Annotated in this window: 21 protein-coding genes and 1 pseudogene; 18 read left to right on the forward strand and 4 right to left on the reverse strand. The window is 68.3% G+C overall.

The window, feature by feature from the left end:
- The first annotated feature begins 603 nt into the window (after window positions 1-603).
- Window positions 604-1692: a hypothetical protein gene (locus AB0M35_RS12325; protein ID WP_363744537.1), complete on the forward strand. Its 1089-nt coding sequence runs from the start codon at window positions 604-606 to the stop codon at window positions 1690-1692.
- A 156-nt stretch (window positions 1693-1848) separates the two neighbouring features.
- Here the strand turns inward: AB0M35_RS12325 and AB0M35_RS12330 are convergent, their stop codons facing one another.
- Window positions 1849-2460: a CGNR zinc finger domain-containing protein gene (locus tag AB0M35_RS12330; protein ID WP_363744539.1), complete on the reverse strand. Its 612-nt coding sequence runs from the start codon at window positions 2458-2460 to the stop codon at window positions 1849-1851.
- 86 nt (window positions 2461-2546) lie between these two features.
- On the opposite strand from AB0M35_RS12330, the gene AB0M35_RS12335 reads away from it, so the two are divergent.
- Complete coding sequence (locus AB0M35_RS12335) at window positions 2547-3140, forward strand: hypothetical protein (protein ID WP_363744541.1); 594 nt, start codon at window positions 2547-2549, stop codon at window positions 3138-3140.
- Between the two features lie 504 nt (window positions 3141-3644).
- Here the strand turns inward: AB0M35_RS12335 and AB0M35_RS12340 are convergent.
- Window positions 3645-3753 (reverse strand): annotated as a pseudogene (locus tag AB0M35_RS12340) (SMI1/KNR4 family protein); the annotation flags it as partial.
- Between the two features lie 939 nt (window positions 3754-4692).
- Between AB0M35_RS12340 and AB0M35_RS12345 the strand changes: the two are divergent.
- The 4 genes from AB0M35_RS12345 (at window position 4693) to AB0M35_RS12360 (ending at window position 7747) form a co-directional block, all read left to right on the forward strand.
- Window positions 4693-5580, forward strand: a complete 888-nt coding sequence (locus tag AB0M35_RS12345; RefSeq protein WP_363744543.1) for an NAD(P)H-binding protein — start codon at window positions 4693-4695, stop codon at window positions 5578-5580.
- Between the two features lie 125 nt (window positions 5581-5705).
- Window positions 5706-6614: an NADP-dependent oxidoreductase gene (locus tag AB0M35_RS12350; protein WP_363744545.1), complete on the forward strand. Its 909-nt coding sequence runs from the start codon at window positions 5706-5708 to the stop codon at window positions 6612-6614.
- 23 nt (window positions 6615-6637) lie between these two features.
- Entirely contained in the window at window positions 6638-7513 is an 876-nt protein-coding gene (locus AB0M35_RS12355) for an LLM class flavin-dependent oxidoreductase (RefSeq protein ID WP_363744547.1), read from the forward strand.
- Window positions 7514-7549: 36 nt separating this feature from the next.
- Window positions 7550-7747, forward strand: coding sequence for a helix-hairpin-helix domain-containing protein (locus AB0M35_RS12360; RefSeq protein WP_327021965.1), 198 nt, complete (start codon window positions 7550-7552; stop codon window positions 7745-7747).
- Between the two features lie 91 nt (window positions 7748-7838).
- Here AB0M35_RS12360 and AB0M35_RS12365 read toward each other — a convergent pair whose 3' ends face one another.
- On the reverse strand, window positions 7839-8105 hold the full coding sequence (locus tag AB0M35_RS12365; RefSeq protein ID WP_363744549.1) for a helix-turn-helix transcriptional regulator: 267 nt from the start codon (window positions 8103-8105) through the stop codon (window positions 7839-7841).
- Window positions 8106-8178: 73 nt separating this feature from the next.
- Here AB0M35_RS12365 and map point away from each other — a divergent pair, with 73 nt between their 5' ends.
- The 11 genes from map (at window position 8179) to AB0M35_RS12420 (ending at window position 18717) form a co-directional block, all read left to right on the forward strand.
- Window positions 8179-8958 carry a type I methionyl aminopeptidase gene (gene map, locus AB0M35_RS12370; RefSeq protein ID WP_363744551.1) on the forward strand — a complete coding sequence of 260 codons (780 nt, stop codon included), beginning with the start codon at window positions 8179-8181 and terminating at the stop codon, window positions 8956-8958.
- A 137-nt stretch (window positions 8959-9095) separates the two neighbouring features.
- Window positions 9096-10466 carry a sugar porter family MFS transporter gene (locus AB0M35_RS12375; RefSeq protein ID WP_363744553.1) on the forward strand — a complete coding sequence of 457 codons (1371 nt, stop codon included), beginning with the start codon at window positions 9096-9098 and terminating at the stop codon, window positions 10464-10466.
- A gap of 118 nt (window positions 10467-10584) precedes the next feature.
- Window positions 10585-10887 carry an urease subunit gamma gene (locus AB0M35_RS12380; RefSeq protein WP_363744555.1) on the forward strand — a complete coding sequence of 101 codons (303 nt, stop codon included), beginning with the start codon at window positions 10585-10587 and terminating at the stop codon, window positions 10885-10887.
- Window positions 10888-10918: 31 nt separating this feature from the next.
- Complete coding sequence (locus AB0M35_RS12385) at window positions 10919-11377, forward strand: urease subunit beta (protein WP_363744557.1); 459 nt, start codon at window positions 10919-10921, stop codon at window positions 11375-11377.
- A gap of 35 nt (window positions 11378-11412) precedes the next feature.
- A complete protein-coding gene (locus tag AB0M35_RS12390) occupies window positions 11413-13131 on the forward strand; it encodes an urease subunit alpha (protein WP_363744559.1) in 1719 nt (572 codons plus the stop codon).
- A 21-nt stretch (window positions 13132-13152) separates the two neighbouring features.
- Window positions 13153-13716 carry an urease accessory protein UreE gene (ureE, locus tag AB0M35_RS12395; protein WP_363744561.1) on the forward strand — a complete coding sequence of 188 codons (564 nt, stop codon included), beginning with the start codon at window positions 13153-13155 and terminating at the stop codon, window positions 13714-13716.
- A gap of 22 nt (window positions 13717-13738) precedes the next feature.
- A complete protein-coding gene (locus AB0M35_RS12400) occupies window positions 13739-14416 on the forward strand; it encodes an urease accessory protein UreF (RefSeq protein ID WP_363745191.1) in 678 nt (225 codons plus the stop codon).
- Between the two features lie 30 nt (window positions 14417-14446).
- A complete protein-coding gene (ureG, locus tag AB0M35_RS12405; protein ID WP_363744563.1) occupies window positions 14447-15076 on the forward strand; it encodes an urease accessory protein UreG in 630 nt (209 codons plus the stop codon).
- Entirely contained in the window at window positions 15073-15993 is a 921-nt protein-coding gene (locus AB0M35_RS12410; RefSeq protein ID WP_363744565.1) for an urease accessory protein UreD, read from the forward strand. The genes ureG and AB0M35_RS12410 overlap by 4 nt, the downstream gene beginning before the upstream one ends.
- 17 nt (window positions 15994-16010) lie before the next feature.
- Window positions 16011-17036, forward strand: coding sequence for an urea transporter (yut, locus tag AB0M35_RS12415; RefSeq protein ID WP_363744567.1), 1026 nt, complete (start codon window positions 16011-16013; stop codon window positions 17034-17036).
- A 25-nt stretch (window positions 17037-17061) separates the two neighbouring features.
- A complete protein-coding gene (locus AB0M35_RS12420; RefSeq protein ID WP_363744568.1) occupies window positions 17062-18717 on the forward strand; it encodes an ammonium transporter in 1656 nt (551 codons plus the stop codon).
- Between the two features lie 35 nt (window positions 18718-18752).
- Here the strand turns inward: AB0M35_RS12420 and AB0M35_RS12425 are convergent, their stop codons facing one another.
- Window positions 18753-19169 carry a cold shock domain-containing protein gene (locus AB0M35_RS12425; RefSeq protein WP_363744570.1) on the reverse strand — a complete coding sequence of 139 codons (417 nt, stop codon included), beginning with the start codon at window positions 19167-19169 and terminating at the stop codon, window positions 18753-18755.
- Between the two features lie 271 nt (window positions 19170-19440).
- On the opposite strand from AB0M35_RS12425, the gene AB0M35_RS12430 reads away from it, so the two are divergent.
- On the forward strand, window positions 19441-19965 hold the full coding sequence (locus tag AB0M35_RS12430; RefSeq protein WP_363744572.1) for a hypothetical protein: 525 nt from the start codon (window positions 19441-19443) through the stop codon (window positions 19963-19965).
- The last annotated feature ends 8 nt before the right edge of the window (window positions 19966-19973 follow it).

Here is a 19973-nt window from a genome sequence, read left to right on the forward strand (position 1 = left end):
TTCTACGTACCCCACCCAGAACTGGCGCGTCCCGCACCTTCCGGGCATACCGGCCGGCTACTTTCTGCTACCTCCCGCTTGCGCGGAATGGCTCACTGAGCTTGTCGACGCGGCTGTGGACGCGACACGGAGCTTGTGAGCGAGGCGTCCCTCCTCGGTCAGGAGCCCGCTGCCAGTTCGGTGCCGGCGACCGCTGTCGACGACGACGGTGATGGGTCCGTTCGATCCAGGTCACGATCACGATCCGTAGTTGCCCGCGCGGGCGGCCCGTGATCGCCGGTTCAGGGCACCTTGTTCTGCAGGAGACCGAAGAAGGACTCCATGGCGGCGATGTCGCCTGCGGCGGCGATGTCCAGCGCGGTGACGGCCGGGCGGGACTCCATCCGTGAGCCTGGTTCGATCCCCGTGCTGTCATGCACTCCCGCTGTCCGCGATGAAGCCACCGGGCAACAGCGCTTCTATGAATGAGTCGCGGTGGCCGACTTTGATACATGCCGGAGGTGGTTGTTACACGACACCGAAACATTGGCGATGCCGATTGTGGCCAGGTCATTACCGCTCGGACACTCCTGTGCGTCATGTTCCGGTCGAATGGAGGAACACATGCGTCTCCGATCGTTGGTCACCACAGCGCTGGCTGCCGTCCTGGCCGCCGCCGGCGTACTCGTGCCAGCGGCACCTGCCGCAGCGGCCACCGCTGACCGTTGGGGGTTCGCCTACGTCAAGGACCCCACCGTGCCGGTCTGGACCGTGCTTGACACCACCCGGCAGTGGGGCAGCTGGAAGACGGCATTCCCGACCGCCTGGGCCGACGGCATCAAGCTCGCACCTGGCCGGTTCCAGGTCCGCTTCCCGCAGGTGGGCGCCAGCTCGCGGGGCGTGCCGCACGTGACCCCGGTGAACCGGAGCGGGCACTACTGCGAGGTGGTTCGCTGGTTCCAGTCCGGCGCCGACCAGATCGTCGACGTGCAGTGCCACAGGCCCGGTGGCACGCGCGAGGACACCCCGTTCACCGTGCTCTGGACGACCAGCTCGGGCACGGTGCCGGCCGCCACCTCCCACGCATACGTGCAGTGGGCTGGCGGCGCGTTGACGCAGTCGTACAACTCCACGGGCATGGGGAACGCGGCCGGGGCGTTCGGCGTCGGGCAGTACGTGGTGCGGCTGCCCGGGGTGGGGCTGTCCGGCGTGCTCGCCGGCAACGTGCAGGTCACCGCAGTGCAACCGAACGCCGCTCCCCGCCGATGCAAGGTCTACTCCTGGAGCCCGGTCGGCACCACCGTGCAGGTGGAGGTCTTCTGCTACGACCAGGCCGGCGCGTTGGTCAACACTGACTTCGTCCTCTCGTACCACCGTCAGCGGCCGGTGATCGGTTCCCTCGGCCCGCCGTCGTACTTCGGATACCTGGGTACCGCCGTCGGTGGGCCGACCAACTACAACTCAGTGGTCGGTGTCGGTGCTAACACGGTGGCGCCGCTGGCGCCCACCGGCCGCTATCTGGCGACCTTCCCGCAGCTCGGCATCAGGGAGACGCACGCCCAGGTCGTGGCGCAGGGCCAGGGCAGCAACTACTGCCACCTCACCCAACCCTGGTCGTACACCACTGACGCCGAGGTCGACGTGATCTGCTTCGACAACGCCGGCGTGATCACCCCGCACCGTTTCCTGGCCACCTTCACCTCCCGGGTCTGACGCCGGGCAGCGTCGGCGGCGGCTCTCCTCAGGCCGCCGCCGACGCTGCGGTCCCTTGACCAGCGCTGACTATTCGACGTTGCGTGACCTTTGATCTCCACCGGCTTATCGGAACGGCAAGCAGAGGGACCGCAGTGGCGGTCTTCGTGATACTGGTCAGTCCGGCGCTCGGCGGGCGGCGTAGGCCCGTACCTTGGCCCGGTTGCCGCAGGTGGCCATGCTGCACCAGCGACGTCGGCCGCGTCGGTCGAGGAAGATCCATCCGCAGTCGTCGGCCGGGCAGGCGCGTACCTCGGCGCGGGCCGGGGAGGTGAGCAGGTCGGCGGCGGCCCGGGCACAGGCCAACAGGGGTAGCCCCAGACCGACATCGTCGGGCAGCGACCAGTGGGCGAGCCCGTCCTGGTCCGACTCCAGCACTGCCGCGGCGGCGGCTCGGTGTGCCTGCTCGGCGACGTGCCGGAAAGCCGTGGTGTCGCCCGGGTCGAGCAGGACGTCGTGCAACGCCGTACGCAGCAGCCGGGTCGCCACCAGCACTTCGTGTGCGGCGGAAGGCTGGCGGCGGCCCTCTTCGCGGAGTCGAGCGACGGTGGTCGGAGTGAGGAGCTGGACATGCCTGGTCCACACCGCCAGGCGGTCGAAGTCGCGCAGCCACTCCCGTTCCGGGCCGGGTGGTTCCGTCCAGCCGGCCCAGGTGTTGCAGAGCTCCAGGGCGGGATGCCCGCCGACCAGGATCGGCATCGGATAGCCGTCGACGTGGACCCAGTGCATGCCCCAAAGTGTGCCTTGACTCGGCGGGGCTAACCAGTAGTGTCCTTCACACCGGTTAAATCGCATCTCCTGGTTAGGCGGATGACATGCGCCTCGGAAAGATCGTCACTTGGTCTCTGCTCGGCACGCTGATGGTGTCCACGGCCCTCGTGACCACGCCCGCAAGCCCGGCGGTCGCTCGGGACGTCGGGGCCGAGGTGGCCCTGCCCGGTGGGCGAGGCGGGGAGGGCCTCCGCCCTGAACCCTGGCGTCCGTCCATCCAGGAGGAATGGACCGGGCCGGCCGGCCGCTACTGCTCGTTCCCCCTCCAGGTCCGCGTCGTCTCCCAGGACGTACGGGTCCGGGTGCTCGCTCGGTACGCCACCGGCGCCGTCCGACTTGAGGAGTACGCCGGCCCGCTGACCGTGGACTTCGTCAACGCCGACACCGGGCAGGCCGTACGCCGAGACGCGGGCGGGTCCGGGCTGCTCGAATACCGCCCGGACGGCGGGTGGCTGCGCTACACCATCTTCGGGCCGGCGGGGTTCGGCTTCCGGCCGGGAGACCACCACCAGCGTGGCTACTACATCCTCGACGGGCTGCACGTCATCTCGATCGACCCGGCCGGCACCCGTACGCTGACGCTGAGTATCGGTCGACAGGACAACGTGTGTGTCGCTCTCGGTGACCCGACGATCTGACCAGCCACTGTTCTGCTCTGATGATCTCGTGCGTCCCACCCGACTACGTTCTAGAATTCGCCTAGCTAGAAGGGGAGTACCCCTCCGCTTGGTTCCCGACTGAGGCGCAGCACAGGTAGCGCGCCCGGGGCTGAGGGCCCACGAATGGGCTGGGGGAGACCTTCGGCCGACCAACCCTGGTCGAGCCGAGGTCGCTGACCCCATCGCTCGACCCGAGCGATGGGAGGGACTTCGATGGGAATCACCATCGGGATCTTGGCCTGGGTCCTCGTGCCCGTACTAGCTCTTGTTGCCCGTGTCGTCATCGTGGTGATATCGCTACGAGGCACAAAACCAACCGAGCGTCCGGCCATCCTGCGAGCCCTCGCCACTCTGTTGGCTCCCCCCGCGACGCCGCTGAGGATGCGCATACGTCCTGCTGTAGAGCCCGGTAACGCCGTCAACCAGTCACCAACGACGGCAGATCGAGACGCCGTGTGAGCAGGCGGCACGGTTGCCGCGACAGCCCCATTTCGCGACCCAGAACGCTGCCGAACTCGCCGCAGAGGCTGAAGCGAGCAGTTCGACCGATCGTCGCCAGGGTGTGCACGCCAACGTGGTCCTCGGCTCACGAGGGTGTCGATCACCGTTTCGCAGCGCTTATAGATCAACTCGCGATAGCTTCGTTGGTCAACAGGTGTCCAGTTCGGACTGTAACGCGACGGTATTGACGGGGGGCGACCATTCAGTGCATTACCTGATGTTCTGTGGTCGGTTGTTGTGCATGAGGAAGTGATGTGTGCTTGACAGACTGAGAAAGAACGTCTGCCGGGAGTATCGATCGCGACGCCATTCGCGTACGCTGATTCCACATCATGGTCCTTAATTCGAGGAGGTGATCACGATGGTGCGTGGTGAGGTTCGCGGAGTTGCCAACGCCGTTCGCGGGGTGGCCAACGCCGTTCGCGGAGTGGCCAACGCCGTCTGAAGTTCAGTGGTCTAGTGCCAGTGACTGGGCTCGCCTCTGTCGCTGGCTCAACGAGCGCGCCTAGCCGGCACTCTGGCAGCCTTTTGAGCTGCCATTATTCAGTGTCGGCTAGGCGCCCCACTGCGTCCGGGGATCGATATATGGTCCCTGTAAAATCGAAAATAATCCGGTGGCTGTGCGATCTATCCAGCCCGCCATCGAAACGCGCTTAATAGCTTTTTGGGTGGCTGCATCTGGATAATATCGGTCACCGCTCCGACGTCGCTACCAGGGGCAAGATGGTGCGCTCGGCCGACCGGAAATGTGAAATCGGGAACGACCTGTTCAGTCCCCATCACTCACCTGGGAGTGGCTGCCGGATCGTCGCGGGTTGCGGGGTTTTTCCAGTCGCTGGGCGATCCGTTCGGTGGCGATGAGGTCCTCCGGGGCGAGGCCGGTCGGCAAACGTGAATGACCTGTTCGTGTTTGCCCAGTACTGCCACGTCACGTCACGATGTGCGCAGCGCGGCACCGACGGCTGGTAAACCGAAGCGCCGTCGCGACGGCCCCGCGCGCCGCATCCCCTTGAGACGTACGGAGCAGCAGATGACGATTCTGGTGACCGGTGCGACCGGCAACGTGGGCCGGCTCGTGGTGGAAGGGCTTGTCGCCGCCGGTGCCGGGGTGCGGGCGTTGACCCGCGATCCGGGTACGGCACGGCTGCCCGGCGGCGTCGACGTCGTCGCCGGTGACCTCGCCGATCCCTCGACACTGGCGTCCGCATTCGACGGCATACAGCGCCTGTACCTGTACCCGGTCCCGGCGACCGCGCGCGAGGTCGTCGGTCGTGCGGTCGGGGCCGGCGTGCAGCACATCGTCGTACTCTCGTCCGGTGCCGTCACCGCCGGCTTCGACACCGACTACCACCTGCCGGTCGAGCAGGCCGTGGAGGCGTCAGGCGTCGCGTGGACGCACGTGCGTCCGGGCGAGTTCATGCTCAACAAGCTCTGGCTGTGGGGACCGACGATCCGTGCCGAGCGAGTGGTCCGGGATCCGTTCCCAGACGCGGCGTGGTGTCCGGTGCACGAGCGTGACATCGCCGACGTGGCGGTCACCGCGCTGCTGAACACCGGCCACGCCGGCCGCGCGTACGACGTGAACGGACCCCAGTTCATCAGCCGCCGGCACCAGGTACGCGCCATCGCCGAGGCGATCAGCGAAGACGTACGGCTGGAGGTCGTGACCCCGGATCGGGCCCGGCAGCTCTACCGCGAACAGGGTGGCTTCGCCGCCGCGAACGCCGACTTCCTCCTCGGCTTCGAGGACTACTCCGGTAACGACACCGGACTCGTGGGCGACCAGCCGGACCCGGCCGCCGCAGCGCCGTCCGACCCGGCGCCGGTCGGACCGCTGCCCACCGCGGAGCAGGTGACCGGTCGCCCGGCCCGGACGTTCGCCAGGTGGGCGCAGGACCACGCCGACGACTTCCGCTGACCCGCACGCCGTCGACCCGTGCGCCGGCATGCAGCGCGCCGTCGCTCGGCGACCGTCCCTTGACCTCACGTGTGGTTGAGGTTTGAGACTGGCTCCTGCGACGACGGATCACGGGAGGCGTACGCATGCTGGCGGTGGTGTTCAGGCAGGTCGGCGGGCCGGAGGTGCTGGAGTGGGGTGAGGTCGAAACTCCGGAGGCGGGGCACGGCCAGGTCCGGGTGAGTGTGCGGGCGGCCGGCGTGCAGCCCATCGACTGCGCGGTACGCGCCGGGCGTACGCCCGGTTGGGCGCAGGCCGCACTGCCTGCCGTGCCGGGCAACGAGTTCGCCGGAGTGGTCGATCAGGTTGGCGACGGGGTCGACGGGGTCGCCGTTGGTGACGAGGTGTTGGGCTTCGGCTTCATGAACTCCTCGGCCGAGTTCGTCGTGGTGCCCGCCGACCAGGTGACCGCCAAGCCGGCCGGGATGCCCTGGGAGGTCGCCGGTGGCTTCAGCGGCGCAGCCCAGACCGCGCACATCGCCCTCGAACAGATCCGGCCCGGGTACGGCGAAACCCTGCTCGTGCACGGTGCGGCCGGTGCCGTCGGCGCGGTCGCGGTGCAACTCGCGCGGCGGGCAGGAGCCCGTGTGGTGGGTACGGCCAGCGCCGCCAACCAGGACTATCTGCGTACCCTGGGCGCGGTGCCGGTGGTCTACGGCCCTGACCTGGTCGACCGGCTTCGCGGCCGGTTGCCGGACAATGCCGATCTGGTGCTCGACGGTGCCGGCGGCGAGGCCCTCACCGCGTCCCTGGCCCTGTGCGCAGACCGTTCCCGGATTCTCACCCTGACCGAGCACGCCCGCGCTGCCGACCTCGGCATCCGGACCACCCCGAACCTGCGTTCCGCTGCCCGTCTCGCCGCCCTCGCGGCCCTTCACGCCGCAGGTGATTTGCGCTTCCTCGTCCGCCGGACGTATCCGATGGCGAAGGCTGCCGACGCCCATCGGGAGGTGGAGACCGGCCACGGCCGGGGCAAGGTGGTCCTGGTCCGATGAAGGTTGGCGTGATCCTGCCCTCCGTGACTGTTCAACGGCGAGACTCCCTCGACCTTGCCGCTGCCGCCCGCCACGCCGAGGACGCCGGCCTGGACAGCGTGTGGCACGGCGATCATCTCGCTGTCGGGATGCCCACCGTGGACTGCACGATCGCCCTGGCCGTCGCCGCGACCGCCACCGCCCGCATCCGGATCGGCGCGAGCGTCTTCATCCCGGCGATCCGCCCGTTGGTCTGGGCCGCGAAGCAGGTGGCGAGCCTGCAACTGGTCGCCGGCAACCGTCTCCTGCTCGGTGTCGGCTCCGGTGGTGGTGCCGCGCAGTGGGCAGCGGCGGGTGTCGCCTTCCGGGAGCGCGGCCCGCGTACCGACACCGCGCTACGGCTGCTACCCGGACTGCTGGCGGGCGAGTCGGTGACGACGCCGGACGGAAGCGTGGTCGCCCTCTCGCCCGGCGTCGAGGTTCCGCCGGTGTGGGTGGGCAACGCCTCGACGGTGGCGATCGACCGGGCGGCCCGGCTGGGCGACGGCTGGTTCCCGTCACTGATCACCCCGATAGCGCTGGCGGCGGGCCGGGCGCGGCTCAACGCGGTGGCCGCCGCCGCAGGCCGACCGGTGCCGACGGTGACCATCGGTGCCACCGGTGCGCTGGGCGACGCCCCTGGCACCCCCTCCCGTACGGAGTTGGCGGCGGGACTGGCCGGCGCGTACCGGCACACCGTCGGCGACGCCGAGGCGCTTCCCGTCACCGGGGGGCCGGACGAGGCCGCCGAACGCCTCGCGGAGTACGCCGCGCACGGCGCGAGCCATGTGGTCATCGGACTTTCCGGCCCGGATTGGCGAACACAGGTCGATCTCCTCGCCGAGGTTCGCCGCCAGCTACCAGACCAGGGTGGCGAGTGATTCGCGAGATTTGTCCACGGGCTTAGGATCGGGTGTGTGAGTTCCGATCTGGACACCCTGCCGAAGATCAGTGCGCCGGCGACGCGGGCGTTGAACAACGCCGGCTACTCGACGCTGCGCGACCTTGTCGGGGTGTCGCGCGCGGAGTTGGCCAAGCTGCACGGCATGGGACCGAAAGCACTCGGGATCATCCAGAGTGCGCTGGAGCAGCACAACCTGACGTTGGGTAGCTGAGGCGCCGGCAGTCGTCGGCGGGTACGTTCGGGTGAGCCTGCGGAGCCGGGCCCGCCACAGCTCCTGGCATGACGTGGCGGCGGGAATCGTTTCAGGACGCCTGGCGGATGGGCATGTCGGCCAGCCAGACGGCGGCCAGGTCGCTGAGCGGTACGTCGAGGGCCTGGCTGAGGCAGACCACGGTGCCGAACGCCGGTGCGGGCAGGCGGCCCGCCTCGATCTTGCGCAGCGTCTCGGGGGAGATGCCGGCTGCCAGGGCCACTTCGACGAGGCTGCGGCCGGCGCGCGCGACCCGGAGCGCCGCTCCGAGGCGCTGGCCCGCTGCGATCTGTTCGGCGGTGAGTGGTTGGCGAACCATGCCAGCAGGATATCCCTCCGGTACGCCCGACCCGGCGTGGTATAAAAATACCGCTTCGCGGAAGGGGGCTGTCGTGATCGAGCTCAAGTCCACCGACGAGATCGACCGGATGGCGGTGACCGGCCAATTCGTCGGCGAGTTGCTCGCCGAGTTGAGCAGTGTCGCCGCAGTCGGCGTCAACCTGATGGACCTCGAACACCACGCGCGCCGCCGGATCGCCGAACGCGGCGCCGAATCCTGCTACTGGGACTACGCCCCCTCGTTCGGTCGGGGCCCGTTCCGCAACGTGCTGTGCCTGTCGGTCAACGACGCGGTGCTGCACGGCCTGCCCCACGACTACCTGCTGCGCGACGGTGACCTGCTCAGCATCGACATGGCCGTCGGAATCGACGGCTGGGTCGCCGACTCCGCGCTCTCCCTGGTCGTCGGCACCCCCGACCCCGCGGACCTGAGGCTGATCGAGGCCACCGAGGTCGCACTGGAGGCCGCCATCGCCGCCGCGCAGCCCGGCGGTCGCCTCGGCGACATCTCCGCCGCGATCGGCGAGGTCGCCGAGACGTACGGCTACGGGGTCAACGCCGAGTTCGGCGGTCACGGCATCGGCCGCACCATGCACGAGGCCCCGCACGTGGCCAACAACGGTCGCCCTCGCCGTGGCGTGAAACTCGACCCCGGCCTCACCATCGCCATCGAGCCCTGGTTCTGCCGTTCCACCGACAAGATCAGGTACGACGGCGACGGCTGGACGATCCGCTCCGCCGACGGCTCCCGCACCGCCCACTCCGAACACACGGTCGCCATCACCGCCGCCGGCCCGCAGGTGCTGACCCGTCGCCCCGTACCCGCCCACTGAGGGACTTTTCCGTCCAGATCCGTAAACCTCTCATTCTTGCTACAAAGTGCATGAGGTGGTGAATCTGGGCGGGAGAGGTGACCGTGGCGACGGGTGACGGCACGGCCGGTCGAACCAGACCCCCCAGACGCAATCTCGTGGCGATCATCTCGATCGTCGTTCTCTCCGGCGCCTTCTTCGGCTACAACCAGGGCGTCGTCAGCGGAACGCTGCACGACATCCGCCGGGCCTTCGACGCGGACACCTTCGCGATCGAGGCGGCGGCGAGCTGGGTGACGATCGGTGCGCTGGTCGGTGCGCTGGTCGGGGGTCATCTCGCCGACCGGGTGGGTCGGCGGGGGGCACTGTGGGTCGCCGCCGCCACGTTCATCGTCGGCACGATCGTGCAGGCCGCGGCGCCGAGCATCGCGGTGCTCTCCGGTGCGCGCCTGGTGCTCGGCCTGGGAATCGGAGTGGCGTCGGTCGCCGGGCCGATGTTCGCGGCCGAGGCCGCTCCCGAGCGGATCCGGGGCGGCCTGGTGGCGGTCTACCAGTTCTCGATCACCGCCGCGATCTTCATCGGCTACCTGGCCGACGAGATCTTCACCCAATCCGGATCGTGGCGCTATCTGCTGGGCGTGGCTGTGCTGCTGGGCGTCGCGCTGATCCTGATCACCGTCGTGATACCGGACTCGGCGATCTGGTACCTGCGCCGGGGCGACCGGAGCCGGGCGCAGCGTTCGTTGGCCCGGACGGTGCCCCGGGCAAAGGTGCAGTCGCGGCTGCACGACATGGAGAAAAGCCTCCAGGGCAGGCAGGCGAGCTGGCGGGAACTGCTTTCTCCACGGTGGCGGCGGCCACTGGCCCTCGGGGTCGGACTGGCGCTGTTCCAGCAGACGACCGGCATCAACGGGATCATCTACTACGCGGACTCGATCTTCGCTGCGGCGGGCTTCCGGACGTCGGAGGCACAACTGTCCGCCACGACCTGGGCGATCGGCGCCGTCAACACCGTCTTTGCCCTGGTGGCCGTGGGTCTGCTGGACCGGGTGGGCCGCCGGCCCCTGCTGCTGGTGGGGCTGCTGGGCATGGCCGGCGCGCTGGTGATGGTGAGCGTCAGCTTCCGTCAACTCGGCTCCGGCCGCTCGGGTACGCAGACGGCCGGGCTTCCCGATGCAGGTGTCTTCCTGCTGGCCGGGGTGATCCTCTTCATCGCCTTCTACGCCATGACGATCGGCCCGGCGACCTGGACCATCATCAACGAGATCTACCCCGGCCCGATCCGGGGACGATGCGTCGCCATCGCGTCGGCGACCCACTGGGGTGCCGAGTACGTGATCACACAGTTCTTCCTGAGCCTGCTCGACGCGCTCGGCCGGGCCGGTGTGTTCGCGCTCTTCGCCGGGCTGTGCGCCCTCGGTTTCCTGTTCGTCTGGCGGTACCTGCCCGAGACCAGAGGCAAGACGCTGGAGCAGATCCAGGACATGTGGCTGGCCGGGGGCAGGGCGCGCGGTCACCAAAGGCCTTAAAACCTGCCTATCGTCCCAAACACCCGCATAGACCTCTAATCGGTCATACAGTCGGACGTGGCATCGGTAGGTCGATGAGCGGGGACGCCAACCGGCGACTGCTGAGAAGGATCAGGACATGCATCTCACGCCGAGAGAGTTCGACAAGCTCACCATCCTCTCGTTGGCGATGGTGGCCAATGCCCGACGGGCGAAGGGGCTGAAGCTCAACCATCCCGAGTCGGTGGCGGTCATCTGCGCGGCAGCATTGGAGGGCGCCCGCGAGGGCAAATCCGTCGAAGAGGTCATGAACGACGCGCGCACCGTGCTCAAGGCCGACGACGTCATGCCCGGTGTGGGGGACATGATCCCGATGCTCCAGGTCGAGGCGGTGTTCACCGACGGATCCCGGCTGGTCACCATCCACTCTCCCATTCAGTGAGCGCTCCCTTCCGTGACAGAGCGAGGAAGAAATGGCGAAACAACATCCGGGGCCGAACTCCAAGCACCTGCGCCCGATCGGCGGATACAAGCTCAGCGATCAGCCGCTGGAGCTCAACGCCGGCCGTCCGGTGATCGAACTCGTCGTACACAACACCGGTGACCGGCCCATCCAGGTCGGTTCCCACTTCCACTTCTTCGAGGCGAACCGGTACCTCGAATTCGATCGACCCGCCGCCTTCGGCAAACGGCTCAACATCCCGGCGACCACGTCGATCCGGTTCGAGCCGGGTGACCGCAAGACCGTGCAGTTGGTTCCCTTCGGCGGCCTCCAGCGCGTGTACGGGTTCAACGGCCTGGTGCAGGGCTGGACCGGGGACGACCCGACGCCACCGGACTACCGACCGGATCGCGCCGAGTCGCTGCACAACGCCAGGACACGCGGCTTCAAGTTCAGCGCGCAGGACCAGGGCGAAAGCAAGAAGCAGTAGGCGTCGACGAGCGTGTACCGAACCTGGAGCGATAAATGAGTCAGATTTCGCGGCAAGAGTATGCCGGGATGTACGGCCCCACCACGGGCGACCAGATCCGGTTGGCCGACACCGACCTCTACATCGAGATCGAGAAGGACCTGCGCGTCCTGGGCGACGAGGTGATGTACGGCGGCGGCAAGACCCTGCGCGACGGCATGGGCAGCAGCAGCCAGGCCACCAACGCCGAGGGGGTGGTGGACCTGGTGATCACCAACGTCACCGTGCTCGACGCGCTGCTCGGCGTGATCAAGGCGGACGTCGGCATCAAGGACGGCAAGATCGCCGGCGTCGGGAAGGCCGGCAACCCGAACATCATGGACGGGGTCACTCCCGGGCTGGTGACCGGGCCGGGCACCGACGCCATCTCCGGCGAGCACCTGATCCTGACCGCGGGCGGCATCGATGCCCACGTCCACCTGGTCACGCCGTTCCAGGTGCAGACGGCGCTCAGCAACGGGGTGACCACCCTGTGGGGTGGCGGCACCGGCCCCACCGACAGCACCAACGGCGTCACCATCACCCCCGGCCCGTGGAACATCCACAACATGATGCGCGCCTTCGAGAACCTGCCGATCAACATCGGTCTGCTGGGCAAGGGCAACAGCAGTGGCCGGGCGCCGCTGGTGGAACAGATCATGGCCGGGGTGCCGAGCTTCAAGATCCATGAAGACTGGGGTGCGCCGCCAGCGGTGATCCGGTCCTGCCTGGCCGTCGCCGACGAGTTCGACGTGCAGGTCAGCATCCACACCGACACGCTCAACGAGAGCGGCTACATCGAGGACTCGATCGCCGCCTTCGAGGGCCGGACCATCCACACCTTCCACACCGAGGGCGCCGGCGGCGGCCACGCGCCGGACATCATCAAGGTGGCCGGCCAGATGAACGTGCTGCCCGGATCGACCACACCGACCGTGCCGTACGGCATCAACAGCCAGTCCGAGCTGTACGACATGATCATGGTCTGCCACAACTTCAACCCGAAGGTCCCCTCCGACGTCGCCTTCGTGGAGAGCCGCATCCGCACCGAGACCATCGCGGCCGAGGACGTGCTGCTCGACGAGGGCGTCATCTCCATGATGCAGAGCGACTCGCAGGCCATGGGGCGGGTCGGGGAGACCTGGCTGCGCACCATCCAACTCGCCGGCCAGATGAAGAACGTCCGGGGCAAGCTGGCCGAGGACTCGTCCAGCAACGACAACTACCGGGTGCTGCGCTACGTCGCCAAGATGACCATCAACCCGGCGATCACCCAGGGCGTGTCGCACGTCATCGGGTCGGTGACCCCGGGCAAGCTGGCCGACCTCGTACTCTGGGAGCCCGCCTTCTTCGGGGTGAAGCCCAAGCTGGTGCTCAAGGGCGGCATGATCGCCTGGTCGATCATGGGCGATCCGAACGCGTCGCTGCCCACACCGCAGCCGGTCTACTACCGACCGTCGTTCGGCGCGACCGGTTCCCAGGTCGCCAAGAACTGCGTCACCTTCGTCTCCAAGGCCGCCTACGAGAACGGCATCGCCACGCAACTGGGTCTGCAACGGCAGGTCATGCCGGTCTACCGGTGCCGCAACCTGACCAAGCGGGACATGGTGCGCAACGACCGCACCCCGAAGCTGGAGGTCGACCCGGAGACCTTCGCGGTGAAGATGGACGGCGTCCACGCGACCGTGCCGGCGGCCAAGAACCTCCCCATGAGCCAGCTTTACTTCTTCAGCTGACCGTGCCCGAAAGGAAGACCCATGATCGTGGAAGCGGTGCTCGGCAACGCGGCCGAGCCGGACTGGACCGAGCGGCTGAGCAAGGCCAAGGTCGACGACCTGGTCCTCGACCAGTGGGAGGCCCAGAAAAGCCGGCTGCGCAAGTCGACCAGCTTCGGCACCGAACTCGCGCTGACGCTCTCCCGGGGGGTACGGCTGCGCGACGGCGACATCCTCGCCTGGGACGAACTCACCGAGACGGCGGTGGTGGCCCGGATCGCGCTCGGCGAGGTGATGGTCGTGCACCTCGACAAGCTGCACGGGGAGTCCCTGGACATGGTGATCAGGTCGGCCGTGGAACTCGGTCACGCCATCGGCAATCAGCACTGGCCGGCGGTGGTGAAGGGCACGAAGATGTACGTGCCGCTGACCGTGGACCGCAAGGTCATGGACTCGGTGATGCGTACCCACTCGTTCACCGGCATCTCGCACGAGTTCATCGCCGGCACCGAGGTCATCGCCTACCTCGCCCCGCACGAGTCGCGGCGGTTGTTCGGCGGAGCGGACTCCACCCCGCACTCGCACCTGCCCGCCGAGCTGAACTGAGGAGCGTCGTCCCGTGCCCACCATGGCCGAGGCGTTGCGGCTTCTTCAGTTCGGCGACTCGGTGTTCCCCGTCGGTGCCTTCTCCTTCTCCAACGGCCTGGAGATGGCCGTCCAGCACGGGACCGTGCACGACCGGAGCAGCCTGCAGGACTTCGTCCGGACGATCACCCGACTCGCCGCGACCGGCGACGGCGTCGCCGTGCTCGTCGGGCATCGCGGCGCGGCCGTCGGCGACCTGGACCAGATCCGGCGGGCGGACGAGGCGGTCCATCTCCGCAAAATCAACGAAGAGATGCGCACCATGTCGGTACGCATGGGCCGCAAGCTGGCCGAGGCCGCCAACCGCATCATCGGTGAATCCCTGCTCAAGGAACGGGCCGGGGAGACCGACAGCGTCGTCCCGGTGACCTATCCCGTGGCACTCGGTGTGCTCTTCGCCGAACTCGGCATCGACGAACAGGGCGCCTTCGCGGCCCACCAGTACGGCGCCGCGTCGATGGTGCTGAGCGCGGCGATCCGGCTGCTGCGGGTGGACCACCTCGACGCACAGTCGATCCTCTTCGCGGTCAACGAGCGCGTCGACGACGACTACCAGGAGATCCGTGGCGCCACCCTCGACGACATGCAGGGCTTCGCCCCGCAGCTGGACATCCTGGCCGCCGCGCACCAGCACGCACACGTACGCATGTTCATGAGCTGAACAAGAAGTTTCGAGAAGGGTCGAGCACAGATGAAGTCAGCAAGCCGTATCGGCGTGGGTGGCCCGGTGGGCAGCGGCAAGACCGCGATCATCGAAACTGTCGTGCCCCGCCTGGTGGAACAGGGGCTCCGTGTCCTCGTCATCACCAACGACGTGGTCACCACCGAGGACGCCAAGCACGTCCGGCGGGCGTTGACCGGAGTGCTGGTCGAGGAGCGCATTGTCGGCGTCGAAACGGGCGCCTGCCCGCACACCGCCGTCCGTGAGGACCCGAGCATGAACCTGGCGGCGGTGGAGGACATGGAGGCGAAGTTCCCCGACAGCGACGTGGTGCTGATCGAGAGCGGCGGCGACAACCTCACCCTGACCTTCAGTCCCGCGCTGGTCGACTACTTCATCTATGTGATCGACGTCGCGGCCGGCGACAAGATCCCGCGTAAGAACGGTCCGGGAATCTCGAAGTCCGACATCCTGGTGATCAACAAGACCGACCTGGCGCCGTACGTCGATGCCGACCTGGACGTGATGGCACGCGACGCGGAGTTGATGCGCAACGGCAAGCCGTTCGTCTTCACCAACTGCAAGACCGGCGAGGGCATCGACGAGCTGGTCGACCTGGTACGCCGCAACGTGCTCTTCGACGCCGAAGTGCTGGCATGACAACTTCCCTGGACCTGGTCCGGGAGTTGGCGCCGTACCAGGATCAACCGGCCCAGCTGCCCGCCGCCGCCAACGGCAAGGTCGGGGTGCTGCGGCTCGGCTTCGAACGGCGCGGCGACCGGACCATCCTGCGCGACCTCTACCGGCAGTCGCCGCTGCTCGTGCAGCGGGCGCTCTACTGGGACGAGGAGATGCCCGGGCTGCCGTGCGTGATGATCCTGACCACCTCGGGCGGGGTGCTCCAGGGCGATCGGCTGTCCATGGACGTCGACCTGGGCCCCGAGGCGCAGGCGCACCTGGTCACCCAGGCCGCCACAAAGATCCAGGAGATGGACGCCAACTACGGCACCCAGCAGCAGAACATCACCCTCGCCGAGGACGCCTATCTGGAATTCCTCCCGGAGCCGGTGATTCCGTTCCGACGCAGCAGGTTCGTCTCCCACACCCGGGTACGGCTGCCGACCAGCGCCACCCTGCTCTACGCCGAGGTGCTGCAACCCGGACGCAAGTACTACCGCGACGGGGAGATCTTCGCCTACGACCTCTTCTCCGCCCAGCTTCGGGCGGAGCGGCCCGACGGGCGAGGGCTGTTCGTGGAGAAGTTCGTCATCTCTCCCGGCCAGTTTCCGGTCGACCGGATCGGCGTGATGGACCAGTTCCACGTCTTCGGCAACGTCATGCTGCTGACCGACACCGAGCGGGCCGCGCGCGTCTACGAACGGACCGCCACCCCCGTCTGGGACGAGCAGACACCACTGGCCACCGCGGTCAGTCGCCTGCCCAACGACGCGGGTCTGGTCTGCAAGGTCCTCGGCCGGGAGACGGAGCCGGTCCGGGCGGCGGTGCGTGCCTTCTGCGCCGCGGCCCGCGAAGAGGTGGTCGGCTGCACCTTCCCGCCGGCCTTCAGTTGGCGCTGACCTGACAGGAGATCGACGTGGTGGCGATCGCGCAGGACTGGAACGGGTTGGCCGACCGCAACCCGCTCGTGCAGTTCATCGACGCCTGCCTGCGCGGACCGGCGCAGGTGGTGTTCCAGAACAATCCGCTCACCGGCGTGGTCATCCTCATCGCGGTCGCCTGGGGTGCGTTCGACAGCGGTCACCCCCGGGTCTTCGGCGGCGCTGTGCTCGGGTTGGTCGTCGGCACCGCGACCGCGTTGGCGCTTCAGGTCGACCGGGCCTCCTGGCGCAAGGGACTGTTCGGTTTCAGCCCCTTCTTGACCGGCATCGCCGTGCCGACGTTCCTGGACCACCGGCCGCTGATGTGGCTCTACCTGGTGCTCGGCGCGGCGGGAACCACGGTCGTGACGCTCGCCCTGAACGCCGTCTTCAAACGCTGGGGCCTGACCGCGTTCACCTTCCCCTTCGTACTCACCACCTGGGTGCTGCTGCTGGCCGCGTATCAGTTCGACCGGTTCACCGTGATGACCCAGCTGACGCCGAAGTTTCCCGGCGAGGGCACGGTGACCGGCGGGTACTTCGACTGGGACCTGGTGCCGATCTTCCTGCGCGGAATCTCCCAGGTCTTTCTGATCAACAGTTGGGTCAGCGGCCTGCTCATCGTCATCGCACTGCTGATCAACTCCCGCTGGTCGGCGGTCTTCGCCATCGTCGGCACCGTCGGAGCGACGCTGCTCGCGCTCTGGTTCGGCGCCGACGCCACGAGCCTCGACAAGGGGCTGTTCGGCTTCAACGCCGTGCTGACGGCGATCGCCGTGGGTGCGGTGCTGCACCGGCCCGGCCTGCTGGTGACCGGGTACACCCTGTTCGGCATCGCCCTGACGCTGTTCATCCAGATGGCGATGGCGAGCATGCTGACCCCGCTGGGCATCCCGGTGCTGACCGGCCCGTTCAACGTCGCCACCTGGTTGTTGTTGCTGCCCGACCGGCATTTCGCTCCGGTACCCAATCACGAACGGGTCAAGGAGACCGTCGTGTCATCCGTCCGGCGTTCGGTCTGAGGTCGTCGGCAGAAAGGGGCAGGTCGTGCCTGCTGATATCGCGGTGAATCCGGGCGACACCGCCTGGGTGCTGGTCTGCACGGGGCTGGTGTTGTTCATGACGCCCGGCCTGGCTGTCTTCTACGGCGGAATGGTGCGCAGCCGCAACGTCCTGGCGATGTTGCAGCAGAACATGATCGCCCTGGGCGTGGTCAGCCTCACCTGGGTGCTGGTCGGCTACACCATCGCCTTCGGCGACGACGCGGGCAGCGGTCTGTTCGGCAACCTCGAACTGCTCGGACTGACCGACCTGAAGGTGCCGCCCGCACCACATCTGCACGTGGTCGACGGGCGGATCACCATTCCGGCGCTGGCGTTCGTCGCCTACCAGATGATGTTCGCGGTCATCACGCCCGCGCTGGTCACCGGGGCCACCGCCGGCCGGTTGAAGTTCGGCGGCTGGGTGCTGTTCCTGGCGATCTGGTCCATCGTCGTCTACGCGCCGATCGCGCACTGGCTCTGGCATCCCGGCGGCTGGTTGGCGAAGTTCGGCACGCAGGACTGGGCCGGCGGGATGGTCGTGCACGCCAGTGCCGGCGCGGCGGTCGTCGCCGTACTGCTGGTCGTCGGCCGACGCAGGCACTGGCCGCACGCGGCGGCACCGCCCAACTCGATCCCGCTGACCATCCTCGGCGCCGGGATCCTCTGGTTCGGCTGGTTCGGCTTCAACGGTGGTGACGGGCTCCAGGCCAATCAGGTGGCCGCCCAAGCGGTGATCAACACCCATCTCGCCGCCGCCGCCGGGATGCTCGTCTGGCTGCTGGTGGAACGGGTCAAGGACGGCCACAGCACGGTGGTCGGTGGTGTGTCGGGCGCCGTCGCGGGGCTTGCCACGGTCACCCCGACGGCCGGGTACGTCAACGCGCTCTCCGCCATCGCGATCGGCGCGATCGCCGGCCTCGTCTGCCACTTCGCGCTCCGGCTGAAGTACCTCCTGCGCCTCGATGACGCGTTGGACGTCCTCGCGGTGCACTTCGTCGGCGGCATGCTCGGCTCGCTGCTGCTCGGCCTGTTCGGCGACAACGGCATCAACCCGCTCGGCCGGGACGGCCTCTTCCTCGGTGGTGGCGGGAGCCTGCTGTGGTACCAGCTCGTCGGGGTGGTCAGCGTGGTGGTCTTCTCGTTCGTGCTGACCTGGCTGATCGCCGCCGGGATCCAGGCGGTGGTCGGGCTGCGGGTGCCCGACAAGGACCAGGATCGGCTCGATCAGGCGCAGCAGGGCACCGACGCCTACCACCTGGGCGGTGTGACGAGCCTGGCCGCGCCGGGGGGACCGCAACGACGGACCGGGCGGGCCGGGTCTGGTGGTGCCGCTGCCTCACCCGTGTCGGCCGGGCAAAAGGTCAAGCTGGTCAGCGCGCTGCTCGACCCGTCCCGGGTGGCCGACAGCGGGTTGCTGCGCGAGGAACTGCTCGCTGCCGGCGCGATCTCGCTCACGGTTTCCGACACCACTGCGGCGACCGAGGGAACGGCGCAGCAGGTGCTGCCCCGGGGTTACTGGCAGGAGCAGCCGCTGCTGGCCAGGCTACGGCTGGACGTACTGGTGCCCGAGGAGGCCGAGCAGGCCGTCGTCGATCTGCTCTCCCACTACGAGCCACGCCTCGTCTGGGCGTCCAGCGTGGCACCGGTCGTCGTCAGGTAGGCCCACCGGACCCGCTGACCGATCCGACGGGTCGGTCAGCCGTCGACCCAGCCGTGTGAGCGACTGAACTCGACGAACCGCTCCCGTACCGCGATGATCTGGGCGCCGGTCAACGACGGCGAGCACCGCAGCAGCATCTCCGTCACGGCGCCGGTGAACTCGGCGGGGGACAGCACATCGCACAACTCTTCGTCGCCCTCGACGCGGGGGCGGAGCCGACGTTCGCCACCGATCGCCGTCGCCTCCGACTCGACGATTCGCACCGACGCGGCCTTCAGACCACGATCGCTGTCCACGGCCTCGTACTCGACCGGGAGGCCGACTCGTACCAGATGGCGGTGCTCGCCGAAATCGTTGGCGTGCACGAAGACGTCCTCGCCGCCGGCGGACGGCGCGATGAAGCCGTAGCCGCGCACCTCGTCGAATCGAATTATCTTGCCCACTGAAGCCACAACAACCCACCCATACTCAACGCACACTCAAGGCAATCCCGGAAACAGTCGGTACCCTGCTCGCTCTCGTGTCCGAACCGCGCATTCTGCGTCGGCTGGGCTCTCCGCGGCAAGGTCCCGCACCGGCAGGCTATCGGGTCGGCGCACGGAGGGGAATCTCACAGGTCAAGGCCGCGAGCCGCCAGGGCGAACGAGAGCGGCGGCGTCGGGTGGCGGCTGTCCGGCCCACATCGGGCGGTGGGAGATTGACGGCCGAACTTAGGCTGAGCGCATGCCAGCTTCACAGCCCGGTAGGCCTGCGGTCACCAACCTCGTGTGGGCCTCAGAGGACGTTCTCACAAGTGTCGAGCAACAGGTCCAGCCGCAGCCGAGCCGGCCGAGACGGGCTGCGCGGGCAGCGGCGACGGCGTTCGTCTTCGTCGCGCTGCCCGCCTTCGTCGTCTTCGCGGTGACGACTCTCGTCGCGCCATCGGTGACCGACGGAGCCGGCGTCGGCGGGGTTGCCCTCTGGGCGGTGCAGGTGGCCCTTCTGGTCGCGATCGGCGCGGCGGTCAGCGCGTTGCGACCGGGCGTCGACAAGCCGGAGCCGGACGCCTCCACCTGGTCGGTGGTGCGGCGCCTCGGCTGGCATGTGCTGTCCACCGGCGCCTGCGCCGCGCTGGTGCTGGCGCTGCAAGGGCTCGGCGTCGGCCAGATCCTCACGTTGGTGCTCCTGCTCGTCGGCGTGCTGCACCTGCTGCCGCTGGCCGTGGCCAGGCTGTTGAGCAAGGCGGCCGGTCGGGGCCGGGCGTCGTAGCGACCCGC

This window comes from Micromonospora sp. NPDC051196 (assembly GCF_040682415.1).
In the GTDB taxonomy this organism is placed as follows: Bacteria; Actinomycetota; Actinomycetes; order Mycobacteriales; family Micromonosporaceae; genus Micromonospora.

Excerpts from the sequence above, each read along its gene's own strand:
- AB0M35_RS12325 (WP_363744537.1), top strand. The coding sequence starts at position 604 with ATGCGTCTCCGATCGTTGGTCACCACAGCGCTGGCTGCCGTCCTGGCC.
- AB0M35_RS12330 (WP_363744539.1), bottom strand. The coding sequence starts at position 2,460 with ATGCACTGGGTCCACGTCGACGGCTATCCGATGCCGATCCTGGTCGGC.
- AB0M35_RS12335 (WP_363744541.1), top strand. The coding sequence starts at position 2,547 with ATGCGCCTCGGAAAGATCGTCACTTGGTCTCTGCTCGGCACGCTGATG.
- AB0M35_RS12345 (WP_363744543.1), top strand. The coding sequence starts at position 4,693 with ATGACGATTCTGGTGACCGGTGCGACCGGCAACGTGGGCCGGCTCGTG.
- AB0M35_RS12350 (WP_363744545.1), top strand. The coding sequence starts at position 5,706 with ATGCTGGCGGTGGTGTTCAGGCAGGTCGGCGGGCCGGAGGTGCTGGAG.
- AB0M35_RS12365 (WP_363744549.1), bottom strand. The coding sequence starts at position 8,105 with ATGGTTCGCCAACCACTCACCGCCGAACAGATCGCAGCGGGCCAGCGC.
- AB0M35_RS12380 (WP_363744555.1), top strand. The coding sequence starts at position 10,585 with ATGCATCTCACGCCGAGAGAGTTCGACAAGCTCACCATCCTCTCGTTG.
- AB0M35_RS12385 (WP_363744557.1), top strand. The coding sequence starts at position 10,919 with ATGGCGAAACAACATCCGGGGCCGAACTCCAAGCACCTGCGCCCGATC.
- AB0M35_RS12390 (WP_363744559.1), top strand. The coding sequence starts at position 11,413 with ATGAGTCAGATTTCGCGGCAAGAGTATGCCGGGATGTACGGCCCCACC.
- ureE (WP_363744561.1), top strand. The coding sequence starts at position 13,153 with ATGATCGTGGAAGCGGTGCTCGGCAACGCGGCCGAGCCGGACTGGACC.
- AB0M35_RS12400 (WP_363745191.1), top strand. The coding sequence starts at position 13,739 with ATGGCCGAGGCGTTGCGGCTTCTTCAGTTCGGCGACTCGGTGTTCCCC.
- ureG (WP_363744563.1), top strand. The coding sequence starts at position 14,447 with ATGAAGTCAGCAAGCCGTATCGGCGTGGGTGGCCCGGTGGGCAGCGGC.
- AB0M35_RS12410 (WP_363744565.1), top strand. The coding sequence starts at position 15,073 with ATGACAACTTCCCTGGACCTGGTCCGGGAGTTGGCGCCGTACCAGGAT.
- AB0M35_RS12430 (WP_363744572.1), top strand. The coding sequence starts at position 19,441 with ATGCCAGCTTCACAGCCCGGTAGGCCTGCGGTCACCAACCTCGTGTGG.